We start from the raw sequence: 18,319 nt of genomic DNA, 5'->3' as shown, positions 1-18,319 counted from the left end.
TATAGTAGACGTTAGAAATAGTTGCTCACTTTTGGGATAGAGATTTGGTCAAGAGCACTGTCGATCGCTGTTGTCAGCTCGTCGAGTGAGTCGAAGAAACGGTTGCTGAGTGCTGCTTGAAGTTGTCTCCAGCATTCCTCAACTGGGTTCAGCTCCGGTGAATACGATGGGAGCGTCACAAACGCGAGGTCGTCACGGGACGCTAGGTCCGTGACGGCCGACGCCTGAAAATACGGTGCGCCATCGAGGACAACAATTAGATCGTCTTCAAATTCTTCACATAGTGCTAAAATGAAATGTTTTGCGTGGTCGGCGGTGATGTACTCTGTAAACCGAGAGAAAAAGCGATCACCGTCCTCGGTGATTGCGCCCAGCAGACACGTCCAGTCCCGTTGACCAGATAATTCGACGGACGGCCGCGTGCCGCGCGGAAACCACGCGGCACGCGGCTCAACTTGGACCGATTTCTTGGTTTGATCGATACAGACTACTGTGGCGTCCATCTCTCGCCGCTTTTTTTGATCTCGTCGTGAAACGCTTCTTGGTCGTCTTCGTCGGATTCAGGCGCTGAGCGGCGTGGTTTTTGATAACTCAATCCCGCTTCTTTCAACAACCGCCGGCAGCTTGGGATTGAGTAGTCGACGCCGTACGTTTCTTCAAGATATTCTTGTGCGAGCGCCGGCGTCCACGCCGGCGCGTCAACGCCGATCTCTTCGGGTGATTCGTGGACTGTTTGTTCAAACTCTTGTTGCTGTTTTTCTGAGATTTTTCGTTTCCGACCAGATCGGTGAGCATCTGTAACAGCTTGTTCAAGCGGTTCGTCGGTATCGAGTCGGTTGAGCCAGTTATAGATCGTTTTTCGCTCTGTGTCGTACCATTCGGCAAGTTCGGTTTGCGTGACGCCGTTTTTGTACGCGATCGCAGCTAACAGCCGTTGAGTCGGCTTGTTTCCATCAACATTGTCAAGCGCCTCTTGGAGTTCTTCGACAGAGATCTCGTTGAGGTGATCCATTACAGGCAATATACCTCTCTGAGTAAAAAGCTCTACCGACTACTATAGTTCGTGATACCCTCGCTGTTATTGTAGTTGCTGTTGAGCAGGTTTCCAGTCTGGAGGTTGTCACCAGTGACTTCACCGTCGAACGGTCCAGTGACATTCAGATAGTTTCCAGGTGTACCAGCCGTGGTGAAGTTGCTCAGCTCAGCACCGGTATCGCTCTGAGCGGTCACGGTGTAATTCTCGTCGAATCCACCTTGGTTGTTCCCCTCGGTTTCCAGAGAGACCGTTGCGTCGGCCGCACCGACGTCGACCGTCTCAACCGTGCTTCCATCACTCGTGTCGACAACTTCGTAGGTGGTTGCGTCGGGGAACCGGTCGGTGGACAACTCGAAGGTACCGTCCTGGCCTCCCGTGGTGTCGACATCAAGCAGGGTTCTCGTTTCCGTATCGTTGAGCTGAACAGTCGTACTGGTAACCGGATCACCAGTTGAGGAGTTCACCAGCGTCCCACTAACGGTTGCAGATCCGTTGTACTGCGGATTCGCCGGGTCAACGTTGTAGTTTTCAACAAGGTTTCTGTCTTCGACGGAGACGTTTGACGCGCCGTCGTTGTTGGAGTAGGTGAGGTCAACAGCATCGATGTCGGGACTGACAGCGACGGTGAAGTTGTTCCCCGTGTCGAAGGTATCCGTCACGGAGAACGTGTCACCACTCGTGCTGCCGGTGGTGCGTAGGTTCGTCCCGTCATCAAGGAGTGCGTAGTTGACATCACCGCTGGGGGCGTTCGAGAGCGTCACATCAACGGTGGTCTCCTGGTTGGCTACGACCGTATCGGGATCCAGTGAGACACCGAGATCGACATCGAACCCGTCGCCCAGGCCGGTGGTTGAGTTGGAATTATCTGCCGTGTCAGACGCAGAGGCACCAATTGTGTACTCACCAGCTGGGAGAGAGGTGGTTAAGTTGACATACTCTGTCTTGTTATTATTCTCGTCAGTGAAGTTCGCTGAGCTACGTGTCTCACCCATCTGAACGTTACCGTTCTCGACGAGTGTGTACGTCGTGCTCGTATTCGTATTTGTTGCGTTGACGCTAATTGTATCTTCAGCAACTGCAACATCGTCAGTTACTGAAACGTTAATCAGCGTATCGGAGCTTGTATACTCAGTTGATTCGTTGAAAGATGGTCCAGTACCACCAGCATCAACAATATCGAAGCTGAATTGAGTATCAGATCCAGCATCTTGTGCGGATGCCGTCAGACTAACTGACTGAGGCTGGGCACCAGTACTACCGACATGGAGGGTGAACGTAACATTTGCCGTGACAGATGAGGAGCTATTCTCATTTGTGACGTTTGCAGAGATCTCACCATCACCTGCGTTAAGATCCTTCTCAGTTACGTTGAAATCATCGTTCTGACTGGTGATGTTTGTACCGTTTGAAGAAGATACAAACGTGACACCGTCAGGCATACCACCCGTATCCAAGACTACTGTTTCGTTATCATTAGCATCGAGTCCTAGTTCAACTGTTAGTGTCTGATTGAAGCTGGAATTCTCAGCTGGAATATCGTCTGATGCTATAGCAGACCATGTACTCGCATCAGCAGCAGCACTACCAGCGAACGCAGCGCCGCCGATCGTCACCATCGAGGTGACCATCACGAAGGCGAAGAAGACTGCGCCCAACTTCTCACGTGTGGTTCTATTACCTGTCATACTATACGCCCTCCATCGGACCGGCTGTGCCGGTTGTGGATCGGTGAATACGGTTGCATCGTGTGTTACGTGTCATCGTCGTCCCCGAAGTACTCGCGGAGGATCTCCTCGAGCTTGTCGGAGACGTTCTTGCCCTCACCGACGGCTTCCGCGCGGACCTGCCGCCAGATCTGGCGATCGACCTCGACGGACGTCCGGACGATGTCCGCCGGGCTCTCGTCGTCTGTGCTGTTCTCATTGGTCATCGCTTCGCTCATAGGCGTGTCATTTGGTACCTTATGAGCGTCGTACTGTTGCTGTGTTCATATGGCACTACGTCAGCCAGGTCTCGGCGTTCCCACTTATATATTTCGGGCTTGGTTCGTCATACGGTCCGTAGATCGCTTTCGGTACCGGAAGTGTGATCCGTCTTCGTGGATCCACCGGACGCAGCGGGGCGAACGGAACGGGACGAACGTGATGGAACGAACGTGACGGGATGACTATGATGGGATCGACGTGGTGGGAGGGATGATCGACGATCGTGGCACGACCGGGTGTGCGCGGCGGGATCGATCGTGGGCGGCGGCGTGGGTGGAGTCCTCGGTCGACCCGGCCGATCAATCGACCCAGACGTACTCGGGCGTCTCGTCGTCGGCCTCAGCCAGCCGGTCCCGGCCGGCGTCGGTCAGCCGCCAGTGGTGTGCCGTCCCGCTCCCGCCGGGGTCCAGCTCGACCGCCCCCGACTCCCGCAGCGCGTGCAGGTTGTTCCGGATCCCCGGCTTCGAGAACGGCAGCGCGTCGTAGACCGCCCCCGAGGGCTGCCACTCGTCCTCCCGAACCGCGAGCGCCTCGAGCACCATCACCGGGTCGATGGCCGCCGCCCGCCCCGCGAAGTGGTCCTCGAAGTCCGTCTCGTCGGCGGGCGGCAGCGAGGCGTCCGCCAGCCGGTTCCGCCCGGCCGCCGTCAGCGACCAGCGATAGCGCCCGACGCCGTCGTCCGCCGTCTCGTGTGTCACCAGCTTCCGGCGGTCGAGATGCCGCAACCGGATGTACGTCGTGTTCTGATCGATCGGCAGTCTGTTCGCGATCTCGCGTGTCACGGCCGGCTCCAGGTGGTCCACCACCCACAGGAGCTCCGCCGCCTCCACCAGTTTCACCATTACGTTTCGGTAGGGACCACGTCGGCAAGAGGGTGTCGCCGCGGTGAAACGGGGTATCCCGGCTCAGGATCGGCGATGCGGCGAGAACGCGACGCCGATCGCGTTCCTCACGACCGGTACCGAGGCGACGTCACGATCGGCGACGCCGGAGCCCCGCCGCCCCCAGGAGCACGGCCCCGAGCGCCAGCAGCGCGACCCCGACGCCGAACCCGGGCGTCGACTCCGCGATCGGCTCGTCGGGCGTGTCCGTGAACGACGGCAGGTCGGTCGGCTCCGACACGGGATCGGCCTCGCCCGCCGTCCCGACGATCGTCGCGTTCGCGCGCGCGAGCGTCCCGTGTCGCTCCGTCGCCACCGTCACCGTCGCCGTGTCGCCGACCGACGCCCGCGAGAGGTCGAATCGCTCCGCAAACGTCCCGTCCGCCCGCACCCGCACCGTCGACAGCAGCACGTACGACAGCGCGCTCGTCTCCCCCGAGGCCACCCGGAGCTGCGCCTCGGTCCCCGGCGCCAGGTTCGTCTCGCCCGCGATCCGGACCGCCCCCGCGTTCGGCAGCCGGAGCGTGCCGCCGGCTTCATCGCGGTCGCCCGCGTCGCCGTCATCACCGCCCGCGTCGCCGTTGCTGCCGGTGCCGCCGGTACCGCCGGTGTCGTCGTCGACCGTGAACCGCGCGTAGGGGCGCGCCACCGCGACCGTGCTCCGCGCGGACGCGTTCGTCCCCGGCTCGAGATACGGGAACGCCGGGCGGTCCGGGTCCCCCCCGGCCCCGCCGACCAGCCCGCGATCGAACCGCTGGATGTGCCGGTCCGCCCGGTCGAACAGGAACGGCTCGGCCGCGTCGGTCTCGTAGGCCAGCGACGCCCGGAAGCGCCGCGTGTCGCCGGACGTCGGCCGCACCTCGTCCACCGCGCGCGTGTCGATCACCACGTACAGCTCGCCGCCCGCCTCGTCGGCGTACACCGACACCGCCTCCGGGTCCGCCGCCGAGAGCACGAGCAGCTCCGAGGGCGAGTCCACGCCCGGGGTCGACCCGGGCCCCTGGACCACCGGCCCGTCGAGCGCCTCCAGGGCGAACCGCACCCCCTCGCCCCGCCGCGTCTCCAGCGTCAGCAGCGAGTTCGCGTCGAAGCGCCCCGAAAGCGACTCGAAGTCGCCCTCGATCGCCACCAGGTGCCCGTAGATCCCGGTCGCCTCCGCCGCGATCACCAGCCGGTCCCCGGCCGCCACCGTCCCCCGATCGCTCAGCGACGCCTCCAGCTCGGTGTGGTTGGCCGCCGCGTTCGCCGGCGCCGCCGGCGCCGCGTGCACCGAGACGTCCCCGATCCCCGGCCGGGTCAACTCGATCGTTGCCCGCCCGAGCGTGGCGGGGTCGTCCCCGGCGTCCGCGCCATCGCCGCCCGCGTCGTCCTCGCCGGCCGCGTCCTCCGCACCGTCGTCCGCATCGCCGGCGCCATCGCCGCCATCGCCGCCGCCGACCATCGCGGACGTCCCCGGCGCCGACGTTCCCGGCGTGGTCGAGCCCGCCTCGAGCACCCGGAACGTCCCCTCCGTGCCGGCCGCCACCGGATACGTCCCTGGCTGCAGGGGACGGTCGAGCTGGTCGATCCCGCGATCGGTGTCGGCCGAGCCGATCAGTCCCAGCGTCTCGAGGTACGCGTCGAAGCCCGACAGCTCCTCGCCGTCCGGGCCCACGAACGTCGGCGCCGGCGCGTCCGATCCCGAGGGCAGCCGGCCGTGGACCGCGCTCCGGACCTCGTCCTCGGGCGCGTGATAGACCAGGTCCGTGTTAGTCGCGCTCACGCTGTCGCTCGTGCCCAGCGTCCGCGTGTTGACCGAGACCGTCACCTCGCCGTCGTCGTTCGCGTCGGCGAGGTAGAGCACGTCCACGAACCCGACCGCGGCGCTCCCGATCTGGATGTACGCGTGGTCGGGCGCGTCCGCGCCGGCGGACGTGGCCGCGTCCCCGTCCGCACCCTCGGCGCCGGCCGCCGCCGAGAGGTCCAGCGTGAGCGTGACGATGTCGCCCGCCGGGTCCTCGTAGGTCGCTTCGCTCCAGCCCCCGACCGCCTCGGCGTCCGGCTCCGCGACCTGGGCGGTCGAGTTCGCGTCCCCCGCCGACCCGACCGTGATCGTCGCGTTCCCGTCGGTCGACGCCGGGTCGGGCGTCGCGGTCGCGGTGGTCGCCGACTCGGGCGTCGCGGTCGCGGTCTCGACGGTCGTGGCGGCGGACGGGGCGGTGGCCGATGGAGAGACGGCGGACGGCGAGGCGGCGGCCGCGGCCGGCGCGATCGCGACCGCACAGACGACCGCACAGACGACCGCACAGCAGAGTGCCGCGAGAAGGATCGGTGGGACGTAGGTGTCGCGTGTCATCGTTGTATGTCTCGACCCGGGTCGACCGGCGGGGCGCCGCGGCCCCGAACCGACGTCGTCGACGCCCGCGGTCGACGTTCCGGGTCCGGACCGGGGCGGATCGACGCCCCGGATCCTGCGTGTTCATCCCGAAAGAGCGATGGCGTGGGTAAATACTTTGGGCGATGGACCGAGCGCGATGCTCGATAGGACCGTGAGCGCCACAAGAAGCGCTCACCATAGATTTATTGTGATGTGGATCGATCCATCATACGTCGATGGACGCTCGGATCATCCGGGACTTCACCAACACCTTCGATGGCTACGTCGAACGACAGACCATCATCGAAACGGACGATCCGGCATACCCATCGGGCTACAAGTATTCGCTCCACTTCGGCACGCTTGACGGAGAGACGGTCCTCAGGTATGATAACGCTCATGAGGACACGAAGGGACACGAACGCCACACGTCCGAGGGTGTGACGGAAATCGAGTTTCCCGGAATGATCGAACTCCTGGAACGCTTCGAGACGGAGGTCGACGAACGCCGTCCCTGAACCGCCACCAGACACACGACACAATGACGGACTCCGAACCGACTCCCGACGATCGAACGCTCCACGTCTACGTTGGGGCCCAGAACCGACTCCGAAACCAAACGAAGGAGATGCTTCGAGCGACCGAATCCGGCGACGATCCCACGGATATCGGACACGTTCACGTGCTCAACTTCGAGTCCGAAGCCGAACTCTCCCGGCTCCTGAGTCCAGCAAACTTGGAACTGCTGCGCGTGATCCGTCAGCACCAGCCGGAAAGTATGCGGGCGGCGGCAGATCTGGCTGACCGGGATTTCAAGCAGGTCCATCGAAATCTCACCGAACTCGCCGAACTCGGCGTCATCGATCTGGTGTCCGACGGCCGTTCGAAACGCCCCGTCGCGCAGTACGACGACATCCAGGTCCACTACTCACTGGTGAACGACGACGCGGCGAAGGAAGGAGCCGGAGCGTAGCGAGGCAGCCGGCGGTACCGCATATCCGACGAAGCGTATGAACGGAAGCCGGAACGAACGACGATCGTACTCGACGCCATCCACCCAAAAATGTCACAGCATAACGCCGACGAAACGGAACGGGACCCGGCTGTGACCCGCGTTCACCCACTGGACACCGCGACTGCCGGACGCGAGGAGTGGTCGAGCTCCGGGAACGGTTCCGGAGCGAGATTCCGAAATTCGAGTTCGAGGTCACGTGAGGCCGTCACACCACGGTGATACCATGAACGATACCACGCCACCGCTGCACCGGATGGAGCGCGAACGGCTTCGGGCCGAATCAACCCTCGTCGTGACCGTCACGTCGTCCAGTGAGTTCCACGAGGACGGTACCGATGACATCGAGGCGCTCGAACGGGGGAACGCGGCGGATTCCACGCCGACGCTCTCGTTCACCAGTTACGACGACCTGATGGAGACGCTGACGCCGCGTGTCCTCGATCTCATCGAAGCGATCCGCCGGGAAGAGCCAGCCAGCATCAACGAGACCGCACGTGTCGTCGACCGGGACGTGAAGAACGTCCACGAGGAGCTGGGCCGGCTCGCCCAGCTGGGCATCATCTTCTTCGAGGAAGACGGCCAGCGGAAGCGCCCGGTCGTCTGGTTCGACGAACTCGTCATCACCCTCCCGTTCGACCCGGAGACGGGAGACGCCGCAGCCGCAGCACCGTGAGATCCGACGAGCTATGTATCGTCTCGAACGCCGCCTACGAACCCCCGCTCGCGGACGCGACCAGTCCCGTGATCGACCCCGCCGCGTCGTAGCGCGCCCACAGCAACATCGCGGGGGGCAACGCGACCACGGCCATCACGAACGAGTAGGTCACGCTCAGCGCCATCAGGAGCCCGAAGTCGCCGAGCACGGGCGTGATCGCGAGCGCAAGCGCGCCGGTCCCCAGCGACGTGGTGAGCATGCTGCCCAACAGCGCGCCGCCGGTCCCCGAGAGGGTGATCACCATCGCCTCGTGGGCGTCGTGGCCGGCGTTGTACTCGTCGATGAACCGGTGGGTGGTGTGGACGGAGTAGGCGATCCCGAGCCCGATCGAGATGGAGAGGATGGTCGCCGTGAGCGCGTTCAGCGACATCCCGAGCAGCCGCATCGTCCCCAGCAGGTAGGCGATCGCGATCAGGATCGGGAAGACGTTGACGACGCCCAGCATCGGCTTGCGCTCCAGGGCCCCGTAGGAGATCACGAGGAACACCCCGGTCAGCCCGACGGCCACGATCAGCCCGTTGATCGCCGAGGCGAAGATGACGTCCGTCACCGCGTCGAAGACGACGAGCGACCCGGTGGCGGTCGCCGTGTACCGGAAGTCCTCGGCGAACTCGCGCGTGTCGGCGGCCGCCTCCGACTGGGAGGCGTCGGACTCGATCGCATAGGTGACCTGTGCGCTGCGGCGGTCCTCGGTCAGGACCGCGTCGGCGCCGGCGTCGGCCGCGAACAGCTCGTCGTAGATCCGGTCGAGGTTCCGGTCCGGGATCCCGTTGCCGTCCCGGTCGTTACGCGCCACGAGCGCCGCGAACTCGGGGTCCCGATCGGCGTGGTCGTTGATCACGGTGAGGATGCTCCCCTGCGGTCGCGCGCCGCCGCCCTCGCCCACCGCCAACGAGTCGGGCGGGTCGTCGTTGGGCGCCGCGAGCGACTCGAGGGCGTGGTCCTCCTCGAAGTTCCCCTCGACGTACAGCTTCACCGACTGGTCCTGGTTGGTCGCGAACCTCTCCTCGAGCAGGTTGATCGTCTCCGTGACGGTGTACTCGCCGGGCGCGAACGGTTCGGGGAGGACGGTCACGTACGCCGGCTGCTCCTCGGGCGGGAGGAAGTCCTCCGTCTCGAAGGAGGTGTCGACGCCGCTACCGTACGCCGTCGCCACCCCGCCGGACAGCAGCAGGAGGACCACGAAGGCCACGGGCGCGTAGCGGCTGACGACCGCGGGAAACGCGAGCGCCCGCCCGAGCGCGGAGTCCTCGGAGGCGATCGGCGCCGAGTTGAACTCGGGAACGCCGAGTCGCTCCCGGACGCGGTCCACCTCGAGTTTGGCCGCCGGAAGGAACAGTCCGAAGATGAGGAACGTGAAGATGATGCCCACCGAGGAGGCGATCCCCATGTTCCGGATCGGTCCCAGATCCGAGATCACGTTCGCCCCGAACCCGAAGACGGTCGTGATCGTGACGATCACGAATGCGACCAGCAGCTGGCCGTTGGCCTCCCGCATCGCCTCGGTCGGCTCGAAGCCCCGAACCGCCTCCTCGCGGTAGCGGTTGATGATGTGGATCCCGAAGTCGACCCCGACCGCCAACAGCAACACCGGCACGGAGATCATCTGTTGGTTGAACGGGATGCCCGCGTACCCGAGGAAGCCGAACGTCCAGATCACCGTCATCAACAGCGCCAACAGCCCCAAGGCCAGGTCGATCGGGTCCCGGTAGGCGACCGTCAGAAAGGCCAACAGCAGGACGACGACCACGGGCATCACGATCGACAGCGAGTCGGCGATGACGTTGCCCATCTCCGCGTTCGTGATCCCGGTGCCGAACACCCGGATGTCGCCGGGGACGTCCGAGGCGATCGTCTCGACGCTCGTCTGGATGTCCGTGAGGTCGCCGTCAGTGAAGCCGCTCGGCACGTCGTGGGAGATGCTCGTCATCGACGCCGAGGCGGAGGGGTCGCTCGGGTTGAAGTCCTCCGAGAGGAGCCGTGAAAACTGCTCGGTCCCCGAAAGATCCCGGATCGCCCGCCGGATCTCGCTCGGGGAGGACCGCTCGATGACGCGCCGCTGCTCGGCGGCGGTCGTCGCCGACGGGTCGATCGCCTGTGCGATCATCGGTGCGGGCCCGCCAGCCCCCGCCATCCGGAGGTCGTCGCGCCGCTCGACGCGCTCGAGGATCCGGAGGTTCCGCTCGAGCGCCTGCTTCGAGAGGACGTTACCGCCGGTGTGGATCAGCTGTGTCGACTCGTCGTCCGCCTCGAATGGGTCCTCGAACTCCGCGTTGACCGCATCGAGCGCCTCCTGCTCGGGGAGATCCTCGGTGAACGACTCGGTGGAGTCCGTCTCGGTGCTGATGAGCCCGAATCCGCCCGTAAAGAGGACGGTGAGCACCAGGAACGCGATCACGACGCGCCGCGGACTGTCGACGATCGTCGTGTTGAGCCGCGTCGTCGCCGTCTCGATCCGGTCGCCGAGCGACATCAGCTACTGCCTCCGGTACCAGACGACCGCGCCGATGACCGCGATACCGAGGACGGCCCCCACCAGCAGCGGCACCGGCAACCCGCCGCCCTCGGACTCGACGACGTCGACCGGGGCCCGGACCGTATCCGTCAGCTGGCTGTTGCCGTCGGCGTCGTCGTACCGGAAGTCGAAGGATATCGGGTACGTCTTCCCGGGCGTCGCGGTACCGGACGCCGCCAACTCGAAGGTCACCTCGACGGTCTCACCCGGCTCGATGGACTGGACGTATCCGGTATCGGTCTCCCCGGTGTCGAGCGGGTCGTTGGCGAACAGCCGCGCCTCGACGTCCGAAGCCGTCTCGTCGAGGTTGTTCGTGACCGCGACCGAGATCGTCCGCGAACCGCCGGACTCGATGGTCGCGTTGTCGATCGAGACGTCGAACTGGTCGCGTTCGGGCGCGACGTCGGCGGTCACGTCGAGCTTGTCGTAGCTGCGCCGGTCGCCGTTCTGGTTCCGGTAGCTGACGGCAAAGCCGATCGATTTCGCGCCGGCCTCCGCCTCGCTGCCAACCTCGATCGGGAGTTCGAAGGACGCGGACTCGCCGGGACCCAGCGACCCCACGGCGACGGACTCCTCGATCGGGAGCACGTTCGCCGAGTCATCGGCATACTGGACCACGACGCCGTCGGCCGTCTGCGGCCCGGTGTTCGTGACGGTCCCGGCGATCTCGCCGTCCTCGCCGACGCGCAGCGTGGAGGAGACGTCCTCGAAGGCGAACGACTGCTCGTCGACGGTCGAGATGCCGGCCGTCATCGGTGGGGCGGACGTACCGATGCCGTCCGTGTCCGCGTAGTTCACCGAGAGGTCGAGGGTGTACCCCCGGCGAGCTGCGTCGGTGGCCAGCGAGACGGTGTAGTTGATCGTGCGCGTCTCACCGGGCTCCCAGGCGCCGATGAAGGCGTTCGAACTCGTCTCGCCCGACTCGAAGGTCAACGCGCTGCTGCGCGATTCCGCGACGACGCTCGCGTCGCTGGCCGGCTTGGATCCGACGTTCCGGAGGGTCATCGAGACGTCGCTTTGGTCGCCGATCTGTGCCGTCATATTCGTGTCGACGACCTCGAAGCGTGCGTCCTCGGTCACCTCAACGGTGATCGACCCGGTTCGCTCGCGCGTGAACTCGCCGTAATCGGTTCCATAGGGGTCATAATCGACGAGGCGAGTGAACTGATACTCGTATTCGATCGGGAGCCGGTAGGTTCCCGGTTCGGCACTCTCCGCAACCGTGATCGGGACCGTCGTCTCCGTGGAGCCGGTCGGGAGATTCCCGACCGTGATCTGCCCGGTTCGGACGTCGATCGGACCGTTCGAGTCGTCGATCTCCATCGTCATCCCACGGGCGGTCGTGACGCGCTCCTCGTACTGGGCGGGACCACCCTTGTCGATCTTGCCGCGGTTCGTGATCCCGATCGAGAGCTCGGAACGGCTGCCCGCGATCATCTCGCCGCTCGCCGTCGCGAAGCTGACGTCCGGCTGGCCGATCACCTCGCCGGACTGCTGTTGGGCCACGCCCGTCGCGGGCACGAGGGCGACGCCGCCGAGGGCGGCGCCGACCACGAGGAGGGCAAGAAGGGTGGGAAGTCGATGCGAACTCATTCTCGAACACCGGAGGGTGGGTCGGATATCATCTGTGTGCTGACTGGGGGAGGGAGCCGCACGCACTCGAGGGGGAAACGCCGACCCGCCCTCCCGATCGGCGGTCGGCGATCGAGGCCTCGATCGTCGGTTGACTAACTACTCAGTTACATTCCATCAGGGATACACATCAATCCGTTGGTTCCTCGTTGAACGATGTCCGAATTCACGCCGGACGACCGGCGATCACCTCCGAAACGCCTCCCGACCCATCGGCGGTCGGATCCGCACCCGGTGGATGGCCGCTGCCCGGTCCTTTTTGAGGGTGGACCGACGAGGGGAGCGTAATGACGTCGGCGAGCGAGGTGGACCCGGAGGCGATCGACTACGAGCACGTCCCGGAGACGGACCAGTCCTTCGAGAACGCGCTCGCGAACGCCCGCGACGGCCGCCGGCTCTCGGTCGCCGACGGGATCGAACTCATCACGACGGGCACGGACCGCGAGGGGATCGACCCGGCGCGCAAGGAGGCCGTCCTCGAGGCTGCCGACCGGCGGCGTGCCGAGGTCGTCGGCGAGGAGGTCACCTTCGTCGCCAACCTCAACAACAACGTCACGACCGCGTGCAACACGGGGTGTCTGTTCTGCAACTTCAAGGACACCGCCCACGCCTTCGAGGCCGACAGCGGGATCGACCACCCGGGGTTCACCAAGACCCCGGCCGAGTCCCGCGAGATCGTCGCCGAGGCCCTCGAGATGGGTATCTCCGAGGTGACCTCCGTCTCGGGACTCCATCCCGCCTTTGCGCTGAACACGGAGCACCACGAGATCCTTCGCGCGCACGACGACCCCGCACGCGAGGTGAACTACAAACCGCCCGCGGCCTACGCCACCGACCCCGGAACCTACCGCGAGCAGCTAACGGCGATGTCGGTCGGCGACGTCCATCTCCACTCGATAACCCCCGAGGAGGCGGCCCACGCCAAACGTGGCACCGACTGGAGCTACGAGGACGTCTATCGCGAGCTTGCCGATGCGGGTCTCGACAGCGCGCCGGGCACCGCCGCGGAGATCCTCGTCGACGAGGTCCGGGACGTCATCTGTCCGGGCAAGATCCGGACCGACGACTGGGTCGCAGCGATGGAGGGCGCCATGGCCGCCGGCCTCGATACGACCGCGACGATCATGTACGGCCACGTCGAGAACGCGGCCCACCGCGTCGAACACCTGAAGGTCGTCCGCGACCTGCAGGACCGGACCGGCGGCATCCGGGAGTTCGTTCCGCTGTCGTTCATCCACGAGAACACGCCCCTCGCCGAACACGGCGTCGTCGACTCCGGCGCCAGCGACGCCGAGGACGAGCTGTTGATCGCCGTTTCCCGACTCTTTCTGGACAACATCGACCACGTTCAATCCTCCTGGGTCAAATACGGCAACGAGAAGGGACTCAAACTCCTCAACTGCGGCGCCGACGACTTCATGGGGACGATCCTCTCCGAGGAGATCACCGCCCGCGCCGGCGGCGAGTTCGGCCAGTTCCGCAGTGTCGCCGACTACGTCGAGATGATCGACGCGATCGGCCGCGTCCCCGTCGAGCGCTCGACCGACTACCGGACGCGCCGCCGGATCGACCCCCACGACCCGGACGCGAAGCCCTTCGGCCCGACGATCGGCCCGCGTGCGGACGGCACCCCGATGCTCGACGACGCCGGCAACCCTGATGGGAGCAGTCCCGCACCTGCGGACGATTGACTGCCGGTCGACTTCGAGACACACGCCGAAAGCGAAGGACGACTCGACCTCTCGGAGGGGACCAACGCCCGACGGCTCGTCGCGTTCCTCCACAAGCACCGCGGGATCGGGTTCACCCCTGCCGAACTCGGGGAGGCCACGGACCTTCCACGGGGGAGCGTCGGGCCGACGCTGCAGCGACTTGAAAACGCCGGCCTGGTTCGGCACAAGGAGCCCTACTGGGCGATCGCCGAGGACGATCGGCTCGACGCCGCAACCGCCGCAACCGCCGCAACCGCCGCAACCGCCGCGTGTATCGGGGTCGAGGCGCTCGGGGATCGGTTCGATGACGACTGGTACGGATGAACCGATGGGTGGTCATCCGGACGGGGTCACTCGATGGAGGACGGGATGGAGTACGACACGGCTTGATACGAGACCCTCGGGAGACAAATCGTGTCCTTTAGGTCCCAATAAATATTTAAGGTATGCTAACGAGTACCACATATGGCCGCAAGCCGGTGTGCCGATCTCGATCGAACCGACGAGCGGGTGTTGTCGTACCTCCAGGAGTGCGGCGCCGACTATCCGGCGCTCATCGCCGGGAACACAGGGCTGCACGTCGCCCACGTCGAACGACGGCTCGAGACACTGGCGGACACGGGGCTCGTCGAACCCGTGAGCGGCGAGGTCATCTACCGGCTGACCGACGAGGGAACGGACGTGATCGAGTCGACGCCGGACGGCGGTCCCTCGGTCTAGCCACGCCGGCACGGTCGACTCCGCAGCGACGCTTTCAAGCCGTTCTCTCGCCGAGTAGTCCCCATATGGGATACGCGTGCCCGGTCTGTGAAACGCCACAGCGCGACGGCGAGCACCTTGCACACCACCTCGCGTTCACTGCGATGTTGCACGGCGGCGACCACGAGGCGTGGCTCGACGAGCACGCGCCCGAGTGGGCTGGCCGTGAGCCCGAGGCGCTCGCCGCCGAGGTCACCGAGTACGCCGACGACGCCGAGTACCACGAGGTCTTCGAGGACACCGTCCACGACCGCGGTCGCCCGGATGTGGATGGAGGCGGGCCAGGAACCGACGGGAACACGCACGACCACGCGGGCCACGATCACACGCACACGAACGTGGCCGGCTCGGACCAGGGTCCCATCGACGACGAGACGCGGGCGGTGCTCGAGGAGGCACGGGGTCTGACCCGCCGAATGATGACGGACGACGAGGACGGCGACGGAGGCGACGGTAACGTAAACAACGACGAATTCGACGCCGGGGCCGGATCGTAACGCCACGAACCGAACGCCCTTTTCAATCGCTGCGCGTATGCGGCGGTATGGAGACACGAGGACTGATCGCTCCCGAGACGATCGCGGCGGCGCGGGATCACTACGAGGAGGCCGGCCCGGCGGCACAGGTGGTCGTTCGGGAGACAGCGAAGTCGATGTCGTTCGACGCCGCCGAGTACGACGAACGCGTCACCGGCGAGGTCGTCGAGACCGCCCGCGACGCCCTCTTCGCCTCCCTGCTCGAGGTTCACGTGGCCGATCGTGACGCGTTCGACGAGTGGCTCGCCGACACCGACCGGTATGCCTCCGAGGACGTCGAGCTGCTCGGCTCCGAACACGTCGATCGGATCGTCTGGCACGCCGCGCCGTTCGCGGAGTCGGTCGTCGCCGCGACGTTTCACGAGGAGGAGGCGGCCGCGATCGGGACCCTCCGTCGGAACGCATTCGGGCGGATCTACCGCGATCAGCTGCGACGTGCGACCGAGTGAGGTCCGTCCGGACTCCGGGTGAGACCTCGTTCGGATCCCCGACCGAGGCGACGTCGCCGACATCGATCGTCGCACCGTCGGGTGACACCGATCCCCGGTCCCGACCCGAGAACAGCACCTTTATCACTCGCACGGAGCGAATCTCGGACAAGATTGCTTCAAGGAGGTTCACGGTGACACAAGACCATACACGACCGGAGGTGAACATCGGACTCGTCGGCCACGTCGACCACGGGAAGACGACGCTCGTTCAGGCGTTGTCTGGCTCGTGGACCGACCAGCACTCGGAGGAGATGAAGCGCGGGATCTCCATCCGGTTGGGCTACGCGGACGCGACGTTCCGCGAGTGCACCGGCCTCGAGGAGCCGGAGCGGTATACCGTCGAGGAGGAGTGTCCGGACGGCTCCGAAAGCGAGCCCCTGCGGACCGTCTCGTTCGTCGACGCGCCCGGCCACGAGACCCTGATGGCGACGATGCTGTCAGGGGCCGCGATCATGGACGGCGCCGTCCTCGTCGTCAGCGCGACAGAGGACGTGCCGCAGGCACAGACCGAAGAGCACCTGATGGCGCTTGACATCATCGGGATCGACAACGTCGTGATCGCCCAGAACAAGGTCGACCTCGTCGACCGCGACCGGGCGGTCGAAAACTACGAGCAGATCCAGGAGTTCGTCGAGGGAACCGTCGCTGAGGACGCACCGATCGTCCCCGTCTCGGCCCAACAGGAAGTCAACCTCGACCTGCTCATCCAGGCGATCGAGGAGGAGATCCCGACGCCGGACCGGGACCCCGACGCGCCATCGGAGCTGTTCGTCGCCCGCTCGTTCGACACCAACCGTCCCGGGACCACCTTCGAGGACCTGACCGGCGGCGTCATCGGCGGGTCGCTCGTCCGAGGCGAGCTGTCCGTCGACGACGAGATCGAGATCCGGCCCGGTCGGGAGGTCGAGGAGGGCGGCCAGACCGAGTGGCAGCCCCTCTCGACGACGGTCCGGTCGCTACAGGCCGGCGACGACCAGGCCGACGTCGCCACGCCGGGCGGGCTGCTCGGCGTGGGCACCGGCCTCGACCCGAGTCTCACCAAGGGCGACGCGTTGGCCGGCCAGGTCGCCGGCGAGCCCGGCACGCTGCCGCCGACGCGCCACGCCTTCGAGATGGACGTCGACCTCCTCGACCGGATCGTCGGCGAGGGCGAAGTCGAGGAGATCTCCACCGGCGAGCCGCTGATGCTCACCGTCGGGACGGCCACGACTGTCGGCGCCGTCACCAGCGCCCGGGAGGGCGAGTGTGAGGTGAACCTCAAGCGACCGGTCTGTGCGGCCGAGGGCGTCCGCATCGCCATCAACCGCCGCGTGGGCGCTCGCTGGCGGCTCATCGGTGTCGGAACGCTGAAGTGACGTGGCCGAGCACACTCCACCGGAGCAGTCGCCCGAGTGCGGATCGACGGCGACCGCCGATCCGGAATCGTCACGACGCCCCGTCGTCGCCATCGACACGAGCGCCCTGATGGCTCCGGTGGAGGCGGACGTCCGTCTGTTCGAGGAGCTTGACCGGCTCCTCGGAACGTACCGCGCCGTCGTTCCCCACGCGGTCCGGGTCGAACTCGATCGGCTCGCGGACGGGAACGGGTATGAGGCGGTCGCCGCAGGTGTCGGCCGCGACCTGGCCGATCGTGTGGAGACGGTCGACGCGGTCGGTGAAACGGCGAAGACTGACGGAACGAACGAGAACGGATCGACGGCCGGCGACGACGACGCGGGCGGAAGCGGATCGACGAACGAGTACGCGGACGACGTGCTGGTCGCGCTCGCCGAGGCGGGCGCGGTCGCGTACGTCGTCACCAACGATCGCCCCCTCAAGAACCGGATCCTGGCGCGGAACGTACCAGTAATCGGATTACGGGGGCGGAACGCACTGGCGATAACGGAACCATAAGCGCACGCATGTACAAGCGAGTACGACTCACAGACACGGTCGAAGTGCCGCCGAAACATCTGGCGGACGTCTCGAACGAACGGGTGAAAGCCCTGCTACAGGACAAACTGGAGGGGCGGATGGACGAGGACGTCGGCAGCGTCGTCAGCGTCATCGATGTCCACGACATCGGCGAGGGAGCGGTGTTGCCGAACCGGCCCGGCGTCTACTACGAGGCCGAGTTCGACGCGCTCACCTACGACCCCGATATGCAGGAGGTCATCGACGGCACCGTCGTCGAGACCGTGGAGTTCGGGGCCTTCGTCGGAATCGGTCCGGTCGACGGCCTGCTGCACGTCTCCCAGATCACCGACGAGTATCTGACCTTCGACGGGGCGAACCAGCAGCTCGCCTCCTCGGATTCGGACAAGACGCTCGGCGTCGACGACGCCGTCCGGGCCCGCATCGTGACCAAGAGCATCGACGAACGCAACCCGCGGGACTCGAAGATCGGGCTCACGGCCAAACAGCCCGGACTCGGCAAACACGAGTGGCTCGAGTCCGAGCAACGGCGTCGTGAGCAGCAGGGCGAGAGCGTCGAGGAGGCGAACTGATGGCCGAGGACCGACTCGCCTGTCGGGAGTGTCACCACGTGAACGATCCGGATTCACAGACCTGTGACCTGTGCGGGTCCTCCTCGCTGACCGAGGACTGGGCCGGCTACGTCATCATCACGCACCCCGAATCGAGCCGGATCGCCGACGAGATGAACGTCACCGAGCCCGGCTCCTACGCGCTGAAGGTCCGATAGGCT

Annotated in this window: 19 protein-coding genes; 12 read left to right on the top strand and 7 right to left on the bottom strand. The window is 65.5% G+C overall.

Going from position 1 to position 18,319, the window contains the following annotated elements; genetic code table 11:
• Positions 1-11: 11 nt before the first annotated feature.
• The 5 genes from BLW38_RS12060 to BLW38_RS16300 form a co-directional block, all read right to left on the bottom strand.
• Positions 12-1,012 (bottom strand): IS630 family transposase gene (locus BLW38_RS12060; RefSeq protein WP_092817032.1). Its coding sequence is split into 2 segments (ribosomal slippage): positions 12-520 and positions 520-1,012, totalling 1,002 coding nucleotides; the frame shifts between segments, so codons are not numbered across the junction.
• A gap of 32 nt (positions 1,013-1,044) precedes the next feature.
• Positions 1,045-2,721 (bottom strand): surface glycoprotein, encoded by a 1,677-nt coding sequence (locus tag BLW38_RS12055; RefSeq protein ID WP_092817467.1) that lies wholly within the window; start codon positions 2,719-2,721, stop codon positions 1,045-1,047.
• A gap of 65 nt (positions 2,722-2,786) precedes the next feature.
• A complete protein-coding gene (locus BLW38_RS12050; RefSeq protein WP_245710199.1) occupies positions 2,787-2,978 on the bottom strand; it encodes a hypothetical protein in 192 nt (63 codons plus the stop codon).
• 342 nt (positions 2,979-3,320) lie between these two features.
• Positions 3,321-3,863, bottom strand: coding sequence for a helix-turn-helix domain-containing protein (locus tag BLW38_RS12045; RefSeq protein WP_092817466.1), 543 nt, complete (start codon positions 3,861-3,863; stop codon positions 3,321-3,323).
• Between the two features lie 130 nt (positions 3,864-3,993).
• Positions 3,994-6,237, bottom strand: coding sequence for a BGTF surface domain-containing protein (locus BLW38_RS16300; protein ID WP_177167494.1), 2,244 nt, complete (start codon positions 6,235-6,237; stop codon positions 3,994-3,996).
• Positions 6,238-6,494: 257 nt separating this feature from the next.
• On the opposite strand from BLW38_RS16300, the gene BLW38_RS12030 reads away from it, so the two are divergent.
• The 3 genes from BLW38_RS12030 to BLW38_RS12020 all read left to right on the top strand — a co-directional run bounded on the left by BLW38_RS12030 (position 6,495) and on the right by BLW38_RS12020 (position 7,946).
• On the top strand, positions 6,495-6,776 hold the full coding sequence (locus tag BLW38_RS12030; protein WP_092817463.1) for a toxin-antitoxin system TumE family protein: 282 nt from the start codon (positions 6,495-6,497) through the stop codon (positions 6,774-6,776).
• 23 nt (positions 6,777-6,799) lie between these two features.
• Positions 6,800-7,231, top strand: a complete 432-nt coding sequence (locus BLW38_RS12025) for an HVO_A0114 family putative DNA-binding protein (RefSeq protein WP_092817462.1) — start codon at positions 6,800-6,802, stop codon at positions 7,229-7,231.
• A gap of 265 nt (positions 7,232-7,496) precedes the next feature.
• Positions 7,497-7,946, top strand: coding sequence for an HVO_A0114 family putative DNA-binding protein (locus BLW38_RS12020; protein ID WP_177167493.1), 450 nt, complete (start codon positions 7,497-7,499; stop codon positions 7,944-7,946).
• 34 nt (positions 7,947-7,980) lie between these two features.
• Here BLW38_RS12020 and BLW38_RS12015 read toward each other — a convergent pair whose 3' ends face one another.
• Both BLW38_RS12015 and BLW38_RS12010 read right to left on the bottom strand, forming a co-directional pair.
• Positions 7,981-10,461, bottom strand: coding sequence for an efflux RND transporter permease subunit (locus BLW38_RS12015; protein ID WP_092817460.1), 2,481 nt, complete (start codon positions 10,459-10,461; stop codon positions 7,981-7,983).
• A gap of 3 nt (positions 10,462-10,464) precedes the next feature.
• Positions 10,465-12,096, bottom strand: coding sequence for a COG1361 S-layer family protein (locus BLW38_RS12010; RefSeq protein WP_092817459.1), 1,632 nt, complete (start codon positions 12,094-12,096; stop codon positions 10,465-10,467).
• Between the two features lie 326 nt (positions 12,097-12,422).
• Between BLW38_RS12010 and cofH the strand changes: the two genes are divergently transcribed.
• From cofH to spt4, 9 genes are all read left to right on the top strand, one after another.
• Complete coding sequence (cofH, locus tag BLW38_RS12005) at positions 12,423-13,826, top strand: 7,8-didemethyl-8-hydroxy-5-deazariboflavin synthase subunit CofH (protein ID WP_092817458.1); 1,404 nt, start codon at positions 12,423-12,425, stop codon at positions 13,824-13,826.
• On the top strand, positions 13,827-14,171 hold the full coding sequence (locus tag BLW38_RS16855) for a winged helix-turn-helix domain-containing protein (protein WP_092817477.1): 345 nt from the start codon (positions 13,827-13,829) through the stop codon (positions 14,169-14,171).
• Positions 14,172-14,312: 141 nt separating this feature from the next.
• Positions 14,313-14,567 carry a DUF2250 domain-containing protein gene (locus tag BLW38_RS11995; RefSeq protein ID WP_092817457.1) on the top strand — a complete coding sequence of 85 codons (255 nt, stop codon included), beginning with the start codon at positions 14,313-14,315 and terminating at the stop codon, positions 14,565-14,567.
• A 65-nt stretch (positions 14,568-14,632) separates the two neighbouring features.
• Entirely contained in the window at positions 14,633-15,103 is a 471-nt protein-coding gene (locus tag BLW38_RS11990; RefSeq protein WP_245710198.1) for a DUF5810 domain-containing protein, read from the top strand.
• Between the two features lie 47 nt (positions 15,104-15,150).
• Positions 15,151-15,591: a DUF5809 family protein gene (locus tag BLW38_RS11985; RefSeq protein ID WP_092817456.1), complete on the top strand. Its 441-nt coding sequence runs from the start codon at positions 15,151-15,153 to the stop codon at positions 15,589-15,591.
• 173 nt (positions 15,592-15,764) lie between these two features.
• Positions 15,765-16,988, top strand: coding sequence for a translation initiation factor IF-2 subunit gamma (locus BLW38_RS11980; protein ID WP_092817476.1), 1,224 nt, complete (start codon positions 15,765-15,767; stop codon positions 16,986-16,988).
• Between the two features lie 91 nt (positions 16,989-17,079).
• Positions 17,080-17,526, top strand: a complete 447-nt coding sequence (locus BLW38_RS11975; RefSeq protein ID WP_281241171.1) for a PIN domain-containing protein — start codon at positions 17,080-17,082, stop codon at positions 17,524-17,526.
• 8 nt (positions 17,527-17,534) lie between these two features.
• Positions 17,535-18,119 (top strand): DNA-directed RNA polymerase, encoded by a 585-nt coding sequence (locus BLW38_RS11970; protein WP_092817455.1) that lies wholly within the window; start codon positions 17,535-17,537, stop codon positions 18,117-18,119.
• Positions 18,119-18,316: a transcription elongation factor subunit Spt4 gene (gene spt4, locus BLW38_RS11965; protein ID WP_092817454.1), complete on the top strand. Its 198-nt coding sequence runs from the start codon at positions 18,119-18,121 to the stop codon at positions 18,314-18,316. Before BLW38_RS11970 ends, spt4 begins: the two co-directional genes overlap by 1 nt.
• Positions 18,317-18,319: the final 3 nt, after the last annotated feature.

The organism is Halopenitus malekzadehii, from assembly GCF_900108505.1.
GTDB lineage: Archaea > Halobacteriota > Halobacteria > Halobacteriales > Haloferacaceae > Halopenitus > Halopenitus malekzadehii.
Note: the sequence above shows the minus strand (reverse complement) of the source record. Positions and strands in the feature narration are given on the sequence as shown.